This window comes from Pseudomonas sp. GG8 (assembly GCF_052976945.1).
Map to the genome: position 1 here is coordinate 386,903 of NZ_JBRIIP010000001.1, position 13,928 is coordinate 400,830.

Genomic DNA, 13,928 nt, shown 5'->3' on the forward strand with positions numbered 1-13,928 from the left:
TGAGCAATATTGGCCGCGCCGTAATCTAGTCGGTGCGCAACCCGCGTGACTGCAAATGGGCGATCAGTCGCGCTTGCAGCTGAGTCAGGTGCGGCAGCGAGCACTGATGACGCGCCGCTACCGCGCAGGCGTGGCCCAACAGATAGCTGATTTCGGTGCGGCGGCCGTGGGCGACGTCCTGATACATCGACGAATAGTTGGCTGCCGTCGCCTGAATCACCCGCTCGACCTCGCTGTGCAAGTCCTCGGCTGCCGCGGGCTGGCCGCAGCAACCGAGCAGTTCGGTCAATTCAGCGCACAGTGTCGCGACTTCGCAGTGGTGGGTTGCCAGCCCGCCGTTGCGGCAGTCATGGAGTACGGTCAGTGGGTTGATCGCGCAGTTCAGCGCCAGCTTGCGCCAGAGCCGGGTGAGGATGTCCGGGGTCCACTCATGAGGGATGCCGCTGGCCTGTAGCTCGTTCAGCCATGTGGGCGGCGTCGGGTCCTTGGCATCGCCGAGCCAGGTGTAGCCGTGGCCGGCAAATACCACACGCCAGTCGCCGTCACGAAAAGCACCCTCGGTACTCGATGCAAATATACAGCGGGCATGGGGCACCTTTGCCGCGACCGCATCCTGACTGCCGAGGCCATTTTGCAACAGGATCAGTTCAGCATTGGCGCTCAATCGCGGAGCCAGACGAGCGACGGCGGCTTCGGCGTCATAGGCTTTGCACGCTACCAGCAGGCGTTCAATGGGTTCGGCGGCGTCGAATGTTTGCGCGGGGATGGCCAAGGTGTGGCCGTGGCCTTGCTCGACCAGGGTCAGACCGCCGGCGGCCTTGTAGGCCGTCAGACGCGTTGGGTCGCGCAAAATCAGGCGTACCGGTAATCCGGCGCGCGCCAGGCGGGTCGCCCACAGGCTGCCGAGGCTGCCGACGCCCAAAACGTGCCAGATAACAGCCATCAGCCATTCACTGGCGAAGGCATGACGGGGTGTTGAATGAAGGAATTGGAATTCAACATGGCAGGCTCGCAGCGACGGTGGGGAAAGTCTCGTTATAATGACGGCGCATTCATACCGTCAAGTCAGGCGTGCTCCATCTTCATATCGAGCCGCGCCGTTTATCTGGAGAAATTACATGCCCTCGTTCGACGTAGTGTCCGAACTGGATAAACACGAAGTCACTAACGCCGTCGACAATGCCATCAAAGAGCTGGATCGTCGGTACGACCTTAAAGGCAAAGGCACATTCGAGTTCAAGGAGTTGACCGTGAACCTCACCGCCGAGGCAGATTTTCAGCTAGAGGCGATGGTCGAAATCCTCAAGCTGTGCCTGGTCAAGCGCAAGATTGATGTGCAATGCCTTGAGCTCAAGGATGCTTATGCGTCCGGCAAATTGATGAAGCAGGAAGCCACCCTCAAGGAAGGCATTGATAAAGAGATGGCGAAGAAAATCGTCGCTCATATCAAAGACGCCAAGCTTAAGGTGCAGGCCGCTATTCAGGGCGAGCAAGTCCGTGTGACCGGCAAGAAACGTGATGATTTGCAAGAAGCGATGGCGGTACTGCGGGGTCATGAGTTCGGCATGCCCCTGCAGTTCAACAACTTTCGCGACTAAAGGTGACCTCAATGGATTTGAATGCTGAAGTTGATCATTTGGTAAAGGTATCCCAGTCTTGGGTTCCCATGTTTCTGCAGTATGGCAGCCGAGTGTTGCTGGCCGTGGTTACTCTGGGTATCGGCTGGTGGCTGATCAACAAAGTGACGCGCAAACTGGGTGGGCTACTGGCGTTGCGCAATGCCGACCTGGCGTTACAGGGATTTATCAGCAACCTGGCCAACATCGTCCTCAAAGTGCTGCTGATCGTCAGCGTCGCGTCGATGATCGGTGTCGAAACGACCTCGTTCGTGGCCGCCATCGGTGCTGCGGGTCTGGCCATCGGTCTGGCGTTGCAGGGCAGTCTGGCGAACTTCGCTGGCGGTGTGCTGATTTTGCTGTTTCGCCCGTTCCGCATTGGTGATTGGATCGAAGCCCAAAACATCAGCGGCACGGTCGACAACATCCTGATCTTCCATACGGTTCTGCGCACGGGTGATAACAAGACCGTGATCGTGCCTAACGGCATCCTGTCCAATGGCATCATCACCAACACCAACCGTCAGCCAACTCGCAAGGTGGTCTTTGACATTGGTGTGGAGCATGACGCTGATCTGCGGCAAGCCCTGCAGGTGTTGCTGGAGATGGCTCAGGATCCTCGCGTGCTACAGGATCCGGCGCCTCAGGCGGTGGTCACGACGTTGGGCGAGAATGCTATTACCCTGTCGTTGCGTGCATGGACCAAGACCGGCGACTATGCCGATGTCGTCGCTCATTTCAATATTGAAGCGCGGGATCGTTTGAAGGCCGCCAACATCAATATCCCTGCACCACAGCGGATGGTTCGCGTGGTGCAGGAGTCGGCCGCACAATAAGCCGGCTCTGCTGAAAAAAAAAGCCCCGCGAGTCGGGGCTTTTTGCTTGCCGCGCAACCTAAGGCTGTTCGCTGACCGATGTTTCAATCGCTTCCGGCACCTGCACCGCTTTGGCCCGTCGTGCCTCCTGAGCCCATTGCAGGGCGATCATCACCAGGGTTGGTAACCCGAGCACGGCGGTGATCAGGAAGAAGGTGTGGTAGCCAAACCTTTCTACCATTACCCCGGAATAGCCACCTATCAGGCGCGGCAACAAGAGCATGATCGAGCTGAGTAGCGCGTATTGTGTCGCCGAGAACTTGAGGTTGGTCAGGCTCGACAGATAGGCGACGAAAGCAGACGTAGCCATCCCTGCGCTGAAGTTGTCCAGGGAGATGGTCACTATGAGCATCCGCAGGTTCGGGCCCATGTCTGCGAGCATTAAAAACAGCAGATTAGTGGCCGCTGAGGCAAAGCCGCCGATGAACAGGATCGGCAGAATGCCGAAACGAACGATCAACAACCCACCAAAGCCCGCGCCCAACAGGGTCATGACCAGGCCGAAGAGCTTGCTGACGCTGGCAATCTGGTCCTTGGTGAAGCCCAGGTCGATATAAAATACGTTAGCCATGACACCCATGACCGTGTCTGACATTCGATAGGTTGCGATCAGACCTAACAGCAGAAAAGCCTGCCAGCGATAGCGCCTGATGAAGTCGTTAACGGGAGTCAGGACGGGTGCAAGCCCGCGTCGACCAAAGGATGACAGGCACAGGGTGGTCAGTGTGATGTACAGGATGGCGCGTAGAAACGCTCGGTCTTCGAGCAGCAGAGTGACCCAGCTGGTGCCGTTGAACAGCACGCTGGCAAAGTCCGTGTAGTACAGCTGGGTGAACATCGCGGGTACTGAAACCAGCAAGATGATCAGCACAAAGACTGACGCCAACTGGTGGTTGAATCCATAGCGCGCTGCGGACAGCTGGGTGCGCAACGGTACCGGTGGCTCTCGCATGACCATCGTGGTGACCAGTGCGGGCAGCATCAAAAGGCCGAACAGAATGTAAGTGCCCGCCCACGCCGAATGTTTGTAGCTGAAGCCAGTCGAGCCGAAGCCTTCGGCAAAATACAGCGCCCCCGCAGTGGAAAGCAGAGCCGCAACGCGGTACCCGGACATGTAGCTCGCTGCCAGGGCGGCCTGGCGGCTGTCTTCAGCGATTTCCAGACGATAGGCGTCGATGGCGATGTCTTGCGTCGCAGACGAGAACGCAACCAGCACGGCAATAGCAATCAGCCAGGACAGGTGTTTTTGTGGGTCGCAAAAACCCATGCCGATCAAGCCAAGCACTATCAGGGATTGAGACAACACCAGCCATGATCGTCGGCGGCCAAGTTTGCCAAGAAAAGGCAGGCGCCATTGGTCCAATAGGGGTGACCAGACCCACTTGAAGGCATAAGCCAGGCCGATGAGGCTGGCATAACCGATGGTTTCACGTGCGACGCCCGCTTCGCGCAGCCAGACCGACAGCGTGGAAAACACGAGCATATAAGGCATGCCCGCAGCGAATCCGAGCAGCAATAGCACTAACGTCGAGGGGCTGGCATAAGCGGCGAGCGCGGCGCGCCAGGATTTACGGGGCATGGGCTGAAGTCTGCCTCAGGTTACGAAAACAAAGGGCGCACTCTAACCGCTGTGCTCTATCGGGCGCCAGCCATGGCACTGAATATCTACTCGATTATTTTTGATGATGACGCCTTCAGCCCTTAGACGCGCACGTTGTTCGTCGCCTGAGGCGGTTCCGACCGGCAAACTGAGTTTACCGCCCGCCCCCAGCACCCGGTGCCAGGGGAGGGAGGTGCCCTGCGGTAATTGGCTCAACGTGCGCCCAACCCAGCGTGCGGCACGCCCCAGTCCGGCAAATTCAGCCAGCTGTCCATAGCTCACGACCTTGCCTTCCGGGATTTGATGGAGGGTCACGTAGAGCGCTCTACGCCGGACTTCGGCCGGCGTTAATTGAGCAGAGTCGTCCTGTTTTGGCGGGTGATCGGTCACGCGTTTATTCCTGTTGAAAGGCGCTTGAAGGCAGGGTTTGTGGAACTACAGCCCGCGTAATGGGTCTTTTGTTGCTCGTTGTCGTCCTGGAGATGATGCCCGATTCCCCTGTAAACCTGAGCCTTGTCGTTGCTTATGCTGTCTAGAACCTTGCTGTGCATTGCTATTATCAGCACCTCCATACCTGTACTCGCCGATACCGTCTGGTTGAAAAATGGTGATCGGCTGACGGGGACCATTAGAGTCTTCGATGGCGGTAAGTTGTTGCTCCAGACCGATTATGCCGGAGCGATCCCGCTGGACTGGAAACAGATCAAAACCCTGGAGAGTGATCAGAAGCTTCTGGTCAAACAGGACAAGTACCCCGGCGAAATCGCCAAGTCGTTGCAGCCGGCCGAGGATGGCAAGGTGACGCTGGCCAATGGTGAGGCGCCCAAGACTGTCGAGCTGGCCAGCATCCAGCAGATCATGAAACCCAAACCGGTGATTACGGATCTGGTCTGGAAAGGCAGCATCGATGCCGCGCTGGATTTTCAGCGTGCGGAAAAGAACACCGACGATTACAACATCGCCTTCAAGACTTCGGCGCGTCACGGCGATTGGCGGCATAACGCCAAAGGCGAGTACAACCGCGAAACTCAGGATGGCCTCATCAGTACCGATAACTGGAGCGCCGAGTACTCCATTGACCGTTTCTTCACCGAAAAATGGTTCTGGGATGGTCGTGTTACCTACAAACGCGACGATATAGAAAATTTGACCCGCCAACGTACAATCGGTACCGGTCCGGGCTATCAATTCTGGGATGACGAGCTGGGTGCATTCTCGCTGGGTTCGTTGCTTAACCGCACCGACTACGAATACGCGGACGGTCAGAAAGCCAATTTCTATTCCGCGGGCATGAAGTGGGATTACAACCGTTTCTTGATTGGCAAGAGGGTCGAGTTTTTCACCAATGGCGAATTGAACAAATCACTCATGGGCGTTGCCAATTACAGTCTGGACAGTGAGATTGGGCTGCGTTACAAAGTTACCGAATGGGCCTCGCTCAACCTGAAGGCTGAGAAAAACCTCATTAGCGGTTCTTCCGACGGGGATCTCGACAAGACCCGCTATACGGCTGGCTTTGGGGTGACGTGGTAAGCCTCCGATGAGGCTATCGCAGGGGCGCTTGCAACCAGGCATTCCCCTGCCCTGCGAACGGATCAGGGTCGCGTCCGACTGACTCGACCCTGATCAGCAATAGAACCTAGATCCGCAACCCGCCGTCCAATTCCAGAATACGACCGCTGAAGTAGTCGTTCTCCAGAATATAAGCTGCCGAATGGGCGATTTCTTCAGGTTTGCCCATGCGCTTGAGCGGGATGCCTGAGGTCATTTTTTCCAGCGCTTCAGGCTTCATGCCCAAGGTCATTTCAGTTTCGATGAAGCCAGGGGCAATGCCTGCGACGCGGATGCCATAGCGTGCCAGTTCCTTGGCCCAGGTCACGGTGGCGGCTGCGACACCGGCTTTGGCCGCCGAGTAGTTGGTCTGACCGACATTGCCTGCGCGGGAGATCGAAGAGATATTGATGATCGCGCCCTGATTCTTCAGTTCGATCATCTTTGCTGCCACTTCACGGGTGCACAAGAATACGCCGGTCAAATTGACGTCGATGACCGCTTGCCACTGCGCCAGGGACATCTTGGTCATCTCGCCGTCCTTGACCCTTAGCAGCAGGCCGTCACGAAGAATCCCTGCGTTATTGATCAGGCCGTGAATCGCGCCGAAGTCCTCGGCAACTTGAGCAACCATCTGCGTCACTTGTTCTTCGTTAGCGACGTTGCACAGGTAAGACCGTGCTTCCACGCCCAATGCCTTGCAAGCGGCAACCGCTTGATCAAGCTTTTCCTGATTCAAGTCCACCAGGGCCAGCTTCGCGCCTTTGGCCGCGAGATATTCGGCCATCGAACGGCCCAAACCCTGGCAACCGCCAGTGATAATAATTATCTTGTCTTTCAAATGCATGCGCGTGCCCAATAAAACAGTCGGTGGTTATCCTTACCAGATGACCCACACTCGCGGAGTCCGCGCTTGGAGTTGCTCTGGTGGCGCTGCAAAAATACCGAGCGCCCGTCCGTTTTCGACGGATTCTATATAAGGAGTCATAAGATGAGCGTTAATGCCGCTAAGCATGCCCGAGAATTGCTGCTCAAGGAATACCGGGGTGTGCTGTCCACTCACTCCAAATCCATGCCCGGCTTCCCGTTTGGCTCTGTGGTGCCTTATTGCCTGGATGATCAGGGCAGGCCACTGATCCTGATCAGCCGCATCGCCCAGCACACGCATAACCTGCAAAAGGACCCCAAGTGCTCGCTGCTGGTTGGAGAGCGCGGAGCTGAGGATGTACAGGCGGTGGGCCGTATCACCCTGCTGGCCGAGGCCGAGAAACTGACCGGCAGCGCTGCCATTGAAGCGGCTGCCGAGCGTTATTACCGGTATTTCCCCGAATCGCAGAGCTATCACAGTGCCCACGACTTTGACTTCTGGGTGCTGGTCCCGGTGCGATACCGTTATATCGGCGGTTTTGGCGCGATTCACTGGCTCGATGAGGTCGCCCTGGCCAATCCGTTTGCTGGCGCAGCGGAAACCGCAATGGTCGAACACATGAATAACGACCACGCTACCGCCATCGCCCATTACGTCACGCTGTCCGGTCTGCCGCAGACGCAGCCCGCACAGATGGTCGGTATCGACAGCGAAGGTATGCATTTACGCATAGGGCAGGGTCTATACTGGCTGGCTTTTGCTCACTCCTGTAACACTCCGAAACAAGTTCGCGAAGCCTTGGTCCAGCTGGCCCATGCTGAAAAATGGCCGGCGAATGAAGCCCAAGAGGCTTGAATTCACGATTTGGCGACGTCACATAGGGTTTATTGGAAGTCATTCTTCCGTTGAGGAACTCATTTGATGCGCGTTTTTCTGTTGCTCTTTCTACTGTTTCCAGTGCTGGAACTGTTTGTTCTGGTCAAGGTGGGTATGGCCATTGGCTTTTTGCCGACCTTCTTGCTGGTGGTCGCCAGCTCCATGCTCGGCGTATTCGTGATCCGGATCGCAGGCTTTGCCACGGCGCTGCGTGCCCGCGAGAGCCTGGCCCGCGGCGAGCTGCCAGCCCAGCAGATGCTGGAAGGTCTGATGGTCGCCGTCGGCGGTGGGTTACTGCTGCTGCCTGGTTTTATCAGTGACGTACTGGGGCTGATCTGCCTGTTGCCGTTCACCCGTAAGGTGCTGGTCAACACGTTGCGCAAGCGCGCTGAAGAGCAAGCGATCCGCCAGCGTGCGTTTGCCGATGACGTACGAGCCGCGGGTGGCCCGGAGCGTCCCGGTGCCGCACACCCCGGCAACCGTCAGCCTAACGTGATCGAAGGTGAGTTCGAACATCGCGATCGGTAAGCGTTCTAGCCTGTACGCAACGGCCTGTGCGGGACCGTCCGGTGCCGCATATGTTTCAAAAGGCTGTATCTGTCTGCAAAAAAATTACACGCCAAGCCTTGTAATCACCTTGCTCGCCCTTATGTAAGGGTCACCGCAAGGTTTCTGGTGGATTCGCCAGACCGTATTCTGCGGTTCGCTCGTCGAACCGTAACCGGCAACGCCGGATGTTCTAAACCGCCGGTGCAGTCACCGGACGTTCAAAACCATAATTAGGAGATCGACAATGAAGCTTCGTCCTCTGCATGACCGCGTCGTAATCCGTCGCAGCGAAGAAGAATCGAAAACTGCTGGCGGTATCGTTCTGCCGGGTTCGGCTGCTGAAAAGCCAAACCGTGGCGAGATCCTTGCTGTTGGTACCGGCCGCGTGCTGGACAACGGTGAAGTGCGTGCGCTGGCCGTAAAAGTAGGCGACAAAGTGGTGTTTGGCCCTTACTCCGGCAGCAACACTGTGAAAATAGACGGCGAAGACCTGCTGGTGATGAGCGAGAACGAAATTCTCGCAGTCGTCGAAGCCTGAGTATTTCCCGCGAATTTCCGTTACTACCCAGTATTTAAGGAATAACGATCATGGCTGCAAAAGAAGTTAAATTCGGCGACTCCGCCCGTAAAAAAATGCTCACTGGTGTCAACGTCCTGGCTGACGCAGTTAAAGCGACCCTCGGGCCTAAAGGCCGTAACGTCATTATCGAAAAAAGCTTTGGCGCTCCGCTGATCACCAAAGACGGCGTCTCCGTTGCAAAAGAAATCGAACTGAAAGACCGTTTCGAAAACATGGGCGCGCAGCTGGTTAAAGACGTTGCTTCCCGTGCAAACGATGACGCAGGCGACGGCACCACCACCGCTACCGTTCTCGCTCAATCGATCGTCAACGAAGGCCTGAAAGCCGTCGCTGCTGGCATGAACCCAATGGACCTGAAGCGCGGCATCGACAAAGCGACCATCGCTATCGTTGCTCAGCTCAAGCTGCTGTCCAAGCCTTGCACCGACACCAAGGCCATTGCTCAGGTGGGTACCATCTCCGCCAACTCCGATAGCTCCATCGGCGACATCATTGCCGAAGCTATGGAAAAAGTGACCAAAGACGGCGTTATCACCGTTGAAGAAGGCACTGGCCTGGAAAACGAATTGTCTGTTGTTGAAGGCATGCAGTTCGACCGTGGCTACCTGTCCCCGTACTTCATCAACAAGCCAGATACCATGGTTGCCGAGCTGGACGGTCCGCTGATCCTGCTGGTCGACAAAAAAATCTCCAACATCCGCGAAATGCTGCCAGTTCTGGAAGCAGTGGCCAAAGCTGGCCGTCCGCTGTTGATCGTTGCTGAAGACGTTGAAGGCGAAGCCTTGGCGACTCTGGTTGTGAACAACATGCGCGGTATCGTGAAAGTTGCAGCCGTCAAAGCTCCTGGCTTTGGTGATCGTCGCAAGGCCATGCTGCAGGACATCGCTGTTCTGACTGGCGGTACCGTTATCTCCGAAGAGATCGGCCTGAGCCTGGAAACCACTACCCTGGAACACCTGGGTAATGCCAAGCGCGTTGTGCTGAACAAAGAAAATACCACCATCATCGACGGTGCTGGCGTTCGTGCCGATATCGACTCGCGTATCGCTCAGATCCGTACGCAAGTAGCAGACACCACGTCTGACTACGACAAAGAAAAACTGCAAGAGCGTCTGGCCAAGTTGTCCGGCGGCGTTGCAGTAATCAAAGTCGGCGCCGGTTCCGAAGTTGAAATGAAAGAGAAGAAAGCCCGCGTTGAAGACGCCCTGCACGCAACACGTGCAGCCGTTGAAGAAGGCGTGGTACCTGGCGGTGGCGTGGCACTGGTTCGCTCCCTGCAAGCAATCGCTGGCCTGAAAGGCGACAACGCTGATCAGGACGTCGGTATCGCTCTGCTGCGTCGCGCTGTAGAAGCTCCACTGCGTCAGATCGTTTCCAACTCCGGCGACGAGCCAAGCGTAGTTGTCGACAAGGTCAAGCAGGGTTCGGGTAACTTCGGTTACAACGCTGCTACTGGCGAATACGGCGACATGATCGAAATGGGCATCCTTGACCCAGCTAAAGTGACTCGCTCTGCTCTGCAAGCGGCGTCCTCCATCGCCAGCCTGATGATCACTACCGAAGCGATGATCGCTGAAGTGGTTGACGACAAGGCTGCTGGCGGCGGCATGCCGGACATGGGCGGCATGGGTGGTATGGGCGGCATGATGTAAGCCAGCTTTACCTCTCCCATAAAAAACCCCGCTTCGGCGGGGTTTTTTTATGGCGGGTAGTCGGTGAGGCTGAGCTGTGCGGCGAGCGTTAAAGTTCCGCTCCGCACACAGACTCAGAATCAACCAGCCTTGGCGACCAGAGGTTTACTCGCCGGGACTATCTTCGGTTCAGCGCGGTATAACACGGCGTAATACGACCCCAGGCAAATCAGCCAGCAGAACACCGCTGTCCAGACGTTGTGAGAGAAGAAGTGCGCACCTTGCAGCATTCGACCAATCGAGAAAATCGTGCCCAGGCTGAAGGCAAATACCAATGCGGCTCGTGCCAGGCGAGGACGGCGATCACGCAAGGCGAAGAACAGTGCGAACAGGGTAAAGCCGGTCGCAGCATGACCGCCGGGCCAGCAGCGCCCAGGTTTGTCGGTCGCAGGACGAGGGCTTAGCAACTCGCTGTAGGTTTCTTGGCCGCCGAACTCAGTCAGGCTCCATGGGCATTGCACCGAGGTGACGACTTTGACGGGTGTCACGAAGGCGGTGGACAGCGCCATGGACAGTACCAGGCAACCCAGTTCGCGGCGCCACGGTTTCAGGCGCTGCACAAAAAAAGCGCCGGCAAAGGCAGCCAGGGAAATAAGACTGAACGCAATCACTGCCTGTTTTGCGCGGTTGTGGAGGACGTCTTCAAGGAAATTGCTGTGTCGACCGATAAAGTCTCCCGCTACCGGGTCATAGAGGTGCCTGGCGATATCCATGTCCAGGGAGGTCAGTTCCAGCAAGATCAGAATGACCGCTGTAACGGCGGGGACACCCAGGCACACCCAAAGATTGAGTGGGCGAGAGTAGGGGCGGGCAAAAGGTGAAGGCATGAAATATCCTGAGCGCATAGAGAGAGGGTCCAGGCCGATCAGCCTGGAGCATGATGAATATACTGACGCTCGGCAGCCCCCCGGACAAACCAGTGGTGGACCGTAAAGGCCAATAGCGCGCCGGCGCCGATAGCGCTAACCGTATTGATGATTCCTGATCGCAAAGGCCAAAGTCTGGCAGCGCCACTGTAATGCGGTTGTGAACCCGCTGTGAAAAAAACGTTGAGCGAGATCGACCCAGCGACCCGGTCCTGACCGTTAGAACTGGTCGAGCGCGTCACTTGGCCTTAAGCTGCGCCAGCTTCAAGGCCTTAACAGCATACAGAGAGAGTACCCCATGCGAATTCTGCTGGTTGAAGACAACCGCGACATCCTGGCAAACCTGGCGGATTACCTGGGTTTGAAGGGCTATACGGTCGACTGCGCGCAGGATGGGCTTTCCGGTTTGCATCTGGCGGCCACCGAGCACTATGACCTGATCGTGCTCGATATCATGCTGCCCGGTATAGACGGCTATACCCTGTGCAAGCGGCTGCGCGAGGATGCCCGGCGCGATACCCCTGTAATTATGCTCACCGCACGCGATCAACTGGACGACCGGCTGCAAGGCTTCCGTTCCGGCGCTGACGATTACCTGCTCAAACCCTTCGCCTTGTCCGAACTCGCTGCACGAATCGAAGCGGTATTGCGCCGTGCTCAGGGGGGAGGCAGGCGCACCCTGCAGGTCGCTGACCTGATTTACGACCTCGATACCTTAGAGGTGACTCGGGAAGGGCGCCTGCTCAAACTCAACCCTGTCGGCCTCAAGCTCTTGGCGGTATTGATGCAGAAAAGCCCGCATGTGCTGCGTCGGGAGATTCTTGAAGAGGCCCTGTGGGGCGACGATTGTCCAGACAGCGACAGCCTGCGTAGCCATGTGCACCAGTTGCGTCAGGTGATCGACAAACCGTTTGCCAAGCCGTTGCTGCAGACGGTACATGGCGTTGGGTACCGCTTGGCCGAGGGCCGTGATGGAGTTTAAACAAAGCCTTGCCCAGCGGATCATCATCGCGTTCGCGTTGATGAGTGCGTTGGTTGCAGGATCGTTCGCCCTAGGCATCGTGGCAACCGTCCATGTGGTCGAAGAAAAGCTGATCTCCGCAGGTCTTGGGAGCGACCTCAACCGCTTGTTGTTGATGGACAGCATTAGCGACTGGAGCCATCGCCCGGAGCCAGGTGAGCTGTTCTATTTCAGCGACGGCCGTGGTGAGTTCGATTTGCCTAAAGATTTACGGCATCTGGAGCCAGGGTTTCATGAAGTCTTTCGTGATGACCTTTCCTATCACGTCATGGTGGTCGTCGTCGACGGACGTCGATACGCGTTGTTGAAGGATCAAAGCGATTTTGAAGAGCGTGAACGGGTGCTGTTCGCGGTGGTGCTGGTCGGGTTCGTCCTTGCGCTGGGGCTGGCAGTGTTCCTCGGCTGGATATTGGCGCGAAAAGTAATGGCGCCGGTGGTAAGGCTGGCCAGACAGGTCAGGCATCGCGATCAACTGTTGGGGCTTGCGCCGCTCTTGGCGCCAGACTATGCCGCCGATGAAGTGGGTGAGCTGGCCGTGGCCTTTGATACCACGCTCGGGCGTTTGCGTCAGGCCCTGACGCGAGAGCGCTTGTTCACCAGTGATGTCAGTCATGAGCTGCGCACGCCGCTGATGGTACTTGCCAGCTCCTGTGAGTTGCTGCTTGAAAATCCGGCCCTCGATCAGCGCGCACGCGCTCAGGTGCAGCGTATTGCTCGTGCCTGTGAAGAGATGCGTGATCTGGTGCAAACCTTTCTCATGCTGGCGCGGACCCAGCGTGAGGATTCGGACATGGCGCCGAAGCTATCCCTCGCTGCGGCAGCTGATCAGTTGATAACGTTGTGGCGAGAACCCATTGAGGCCAAAGGTTTGACACTGTTGTTTGAGCCTGGTCAGTCTTCGGACACAGGCTACAACGCCACGTTCCTTCATGCGGTGATGGGCAACTTGCTGCGCAACGCATTGCATTACACCGACAGCGGGTTTATCCGGCTTACGCTAGAAGCAGAAGGCTTTGTGGTCGAGGACAGCGGTGTCGGGATTCCCGAGGAAAAACGTGAAGCCATGTTCCAGCCGTTCGTGCGCGGCAACGAGCAGCGAGGTGAAGGGTTGGGCTTGGGGCTTTCACTGGTCCAGCGGATCTGTGAAAACCAGGGCTGGAGCGTGAGTCTGAGCAACGTAGAGCCAAATGGCTGTCGTTTTAGAGTTGACTTGAAGGTGGCGCCACGCTGAGTTTTGGCGGAGGCGCGGCCCAATGCCTTGTAATACCATTTGCAAAATAAAGGAACCGTTTCGCTCGCAGAGGTGTCCCACGTTGGCTTTGCTGCGTGAGTTTCTGCGGGTAAGGCCGAGTTTATTTATTGCGCAAGAGGTAACAGGATGACGGTGGACTTTGTCGCAGAACCGAATGTTGCAGTTCAGGATCGTTTCGCGTACTTCTGGACCCGGCGAGGAGAGTGGGTCGACGAGCCCGATCTTCGTCGCCATTCGTCGTTCAGTGCAACAGCATGGCAGAAACTCGTCTACTTTTACGAGACGGCGTTTGGCAGCGCTATCAAAGGCTTGCATTAATGAAACTCGAAATAGCCCGAGGTTTTTTTTTGGTGGGGGCTTTAGGGATCGCATCCTTGGCGCTGGCCCTCTGGGAGCAACCTGGGCCCAAGATATTGAGTGCGCAACATGGCGAGGGTCGATGCCTCTTGCCACGTGTGGCCAAGGTTCAGGAGTCTATGAGGCCCGATCATGACCTATTACTGTTTATGTATGGCTTGACTCAAGGGATGAGACAAGAAAATTGAAAACTTTCGTCAATCAAAAGGCTCCGTTTTTACGGGGC

Annotated in this window: 15 protein-coding genes and 1 pseudogene; 11 read left to right on the top strand and 5 right to left on the bottom strand. The window is 56.8% G+C overall.

Features of this window, described 5'->3' with window-relative positions; all coding sequences use genetic code 11:
• Positions 1-25: 25 nt before the first annotated feature.
• On the bottom strand, positions 26-943 hold the full coding sequence (locus tag ACVBEG_RS01925) for a putative 2-dehydropantoate 2-reductase (RefSeq protein WP_322181779.1): 918 nt from the start codon (positions 941-943) through the stop codon (positions 26-28).
• A gap of 175 nt (positions 944-1,118) precedes the next feature.
• On the opposite strand from ACVBEG_RS01925, the gene ACVBEG_RS01930 reads away from it, so the two are divergent.
• Positions 1,119-1,598, top strand: a complete 480-nt coding sequence (locus ACVBEG_RS01930) for a YajQ family cyclic di-GMP-binding protein (protein WP_219062239.1) — start codon at positions 1,119-1,121, stop codon at positions 1,596-1,598.
• An 11-nt stretch (positions 1,599-1,609) separates the two neighbouring features.
• Positions 1,610-2,452 carry a mechanosensitive ion channel family protein gene (locus tag ACVBEG_RS01935; RefSeq protein WP_322217929.1) on the top strand — a complete coding sequence of 281 codons (843 nt, stop codon included), beginning with the start codon at positions 1,610-1,612 and terminating at the stop codon, positions 2,450-2,452.
• Positions 2,453-2,510: 58 nt separating this feature from the next.
• Here the strand turns inward: ACVBEG_RS01935 and ACVBEG_RS01940 are convergent, their stop codons facing one another.
• Positions 2,511-4,070 carry an AmpG family muropeptide MFS transporter gene (locus tag ACVBEG_RS01940; protein ID WP_322181774.1) on the bottom strand — a complete coding sequence of 520 codons (1,560 nt, stop codon included), beginning with the start codon at positions 4,068-4,070 and terminating at the stop codon, positions 2,511-2,513.
• Between the two features lie 42 nt (positions 4,071-4,112).
• Positions 4,113-4,481: an MGMT family protein gene (locus ACVBEG_RS01945; RefSeq protein WP_322181772.1), complete on the bottom strand. Its 369-nt coding sequence runs from the start codon at positions 4,479-4,481 to the stop codon at positions 4,113-4,115.
• A gap of 135 nt (positions 4,482-4,616) precedes the next feature.
• Here ACVBEG_RS01945 and ACVBEG_RS01950 point away from each other — a divergent pair, with 135 nt between their 5' ends.
• Positions 4,617-5,624, top strand: a complete 1,008-nt coding sequence (locus ACVBEG_RS01950) for a DUF481 domain-containing protein (protein ID WP_447107305.1) — start codon at positions 4,617-4,619, stop codon at positions 5,622-5,624.
• Positions 5,625-5,730: 106 nt separating this feature from the next.
• On the opposite strand, the gene ACVBEG_RS01955 is transcribed toward ACVBEG_RS01950, so the two are convergent.
• Positions 5,731-6,489, bottom strand: coding sequence for an SDR family oxidoreductase (locus ACVBEG_RS01955; RefSeq protein WP_322181768.1), 759 nt, complete (start codon positions 6,487-6,489; stop codon positions 5,731-5,733).
• A 144-nt stretch (positions 6,490-6,633) separates the two neighbouring features.
• Between ACVBEG_RS01955 and ACVBEG_RS01960 the strand changes: the two genes are divergently transcribed.
• The 4 genes from ACVBEG_RS01960 to groL all read left to right on the top strand — a co-directional run bounded on the left by ACVBEG_RS01960 (position 6,634) and on the right by groL (position 10,167).
• Complete coding sequence (locus ACVBEG_RS01960) at positions 6,634-7,365, top strand: HugZ family pyridoxamine 5'-phosphate oxidase (RefSeq protein ID WP_322181766.1); 732 nt, start codon at positions 6,634-6,636, stop codon at positions 7,363-7,365.
• A gap of 66 nt (positions 7,366-7,431) precedes the next feature.
• The gene (locus ACVBEG_RS01965) at positions 7,432-7,914 is read left to right on the top strand and encodes an FxsA family protein (protein WP_322181764.1); all 483 of its coding nucleotides are present in this window, start codon (positions 7,432-7,434) and stop codon (positions 7,912-7,914) included.
• Positions 7,915-8,179: 265 nt separating this feature from the next.
• Positions 8,180-8,473 (top strand): co-chaperone GroES, encoded by a 294-nt coding sequence (locus ACVBEG_RS01970; protein ID WP_322166002.1) that lies wholly within the window; start codon positions 8,180-8,182, stop codon positions 8,471-8,473.
• A 50-nt stretch (positions 8,474-8,523) separates the two neighbouring features.
• Positions 8,524-10,167: a chaperonin GroEL gene (gene groL / locus ACVBEG_RS01975; RefSeq protein ID WP_219062231.1), complete on the top strand. Its 1,644-nt coding sequence runs from the start codon at positions 8,524-8,526 to the stop codon at positions 10,165-10,167.
• 119 nt (positions 10,168-10,286) lie between these two features.
• Here groL and ACVBEG_RS01980 read toward each other — a convergent pair whose 3' ends face one another.
• Positions 10,287-11,033, bottom strand: coding sequence for a phosphatase PAP2 family protein (locus ACVBEG_RS01980; protein WP_322181761.1), 747 nt, complete (start codon positions 11,031-11,033; stop codon positions 10,287-10,289).
• A 337-nt stretch (positions 11,034-11,370) separates the two neighbouring features.
• Between ACVBEG_RS01980 and colR the strand changes: the two genes are divergently transcribed.
• From colR to ACVBEG_RS02000, 4 genes and pseudogenes are all read left to right on the top strand, one after another.
• Positions 11,371-12,054 (top strand): two-component system response regulator ColR, encoded by a 684-nt coding sequence (gene colR, locus ACVBEG_RS01985; protein ID WP_259098423.1) that lies wholly within the window; start codon positions 11,371-11,373, stop codon positions 12,052-12,054.
• Positions 12,044-13,324, top strand: a complete 1,281-nt coding sequence (locus ACVBEG_RS01990; protein ID WP_322181759.1) for a sensor histidine kinase — start codon at positions 12,044-12,046, stop codon at positions 13,322-13,324. Before colR ends, ACVBEG_RS01990 begins: the two co-directional genes overlap by 11 nt.
• A gap of 231 nt (positions 13,325-13,555) precedes the next feature.
• Positions 13,556-13,663: pseudogene (locus ACVBEG_RS01995) on the top strand (lipopolysaccharide kinase InaA family protein); the annotation flags it as partial.
• A complete protein-coding gene (locus ACVBEG_RS02000) occupies positions 13,663-13,890 on the top strand; it encodes a hypothetical protein (RefSeq protein WP_322181757.1) in 228 nt (75 codons plus the stop codon). The pseudogene ACVBEG_RS01995 and the gene ACVBEG_RS02000, both read left to right, overlap by 1 nt.
• Positions 13,891-13,928: the final 38 nt, after the last annotated feature.

What these genes read in the sequence shown, in the direction of transcription:
- ACVBEG_RS01925 (WP_322181779.1), bottom strand. Translation starts at nt 943, where the DNA reads ATGGCTGTTATCTGGCACGTTTTGGGCGTCGGCAGCCTCGGCAGCCTG.
- ACVBEG_RS01930 (WP_219062239.1), top strand. Translation starts at nt 1,119, where the DNA reads ATGCCCTCGTTCGACGTAGTGTCCGAACTGGATAAACACGAAGTCACT.
- ACVBEG_RS01935 (WP_322217929.1), top strand. Translation starts at nt 1,610, where the DNA reads ATGGATTTGAATGCTGAAGTTGATCATTTGGTAAAGGTATCCCAGTCT.
- ACVBEG_RS01940 (WP_322181774.1), bottom strand. Translation starts at nt 4,070, where the DNA reads ATGCCCCGTAAATCCTGGCGCGCCGCGCTCGCCGCTTATGCCAGCCCC.
- ACVBEG_RS01950 (WP_447107305.1), top strand. Translation starts at nt 4,617, where the DNA reads ATGCTGTCTAGAACCTTGCTGTGCATTGCTATTATCAGCACCTCCATA.
- ACVBEG_RS01955 (WP_322181768.1), bottom strand. Translation starts at nt 6,489, where the DNA reads ATGCATTTGAAAGACAAGATAATTATTATCACTGGCGGTTGCCAGGGT.
- ACVBEG_RS01960 (WP_322181766.1), top strand. Translation starts at nt 6,634, where the DNA reads ATGAGCGTTAATGCCGCTAAGCATGCCCGAGAATTGCTGCTCAAGGAA.
- ACVBEG_RS01965 (WP_322181764.1), top strand. Translation starts at nt 7,432, where the DNA reads ATGCGCGTTTTTCTGTTGCTCTTTCTACTGTTTCCAGTGCTGGAACTG.
- ACVBEG_RS01970 (WP_322166002.1), top strand. Translation starts at nt 8,180, where the DNA reads ATGAAGCTTCGTCCTCTGCATGACCGCGTCGTAATCCGTCGCAGCGAA.
- groL (WP_219062231.1), top strand. Translation starts at nt 8,524, where the DNA reads ATGGCTGCAAAAGAAGTTAAATTCGGCGACTCCGCCCGTAAAAAAATG.
- ACVBEG_RS01980 (WP_322181761.1), bottom strand. Translation starts at nt 11,033, where the DNA reads ATGCCTTCACCTTTTGCCCGCCCCTACTCTCGCCCACTCAATCTTTGG.
- colR (WP_259098423.1), top strand. Translation starts at nt 11,371, where the DNA reads ATGCGAATTCTGCTGGTTGAAGACAACCGCGACATCCTGGCAAACCTG.
- ACVBEG_RS01990 (WP_322181759.1), top strand. Translation starts at nt 12,044, where the DNA reads ATGGAGTTTAAACAAAGCCTTGCCCAGCGGATCATCATCGCGTTCGCG.
- ACVBEG_RS02000 (WP_322181757.1), top strand. Translation starts at nt 13,663, where the DNA reads ATGAAACTCGAAATAGCCCGAGGTTTTTTTTTGGTGGGGGCTTTAGGG.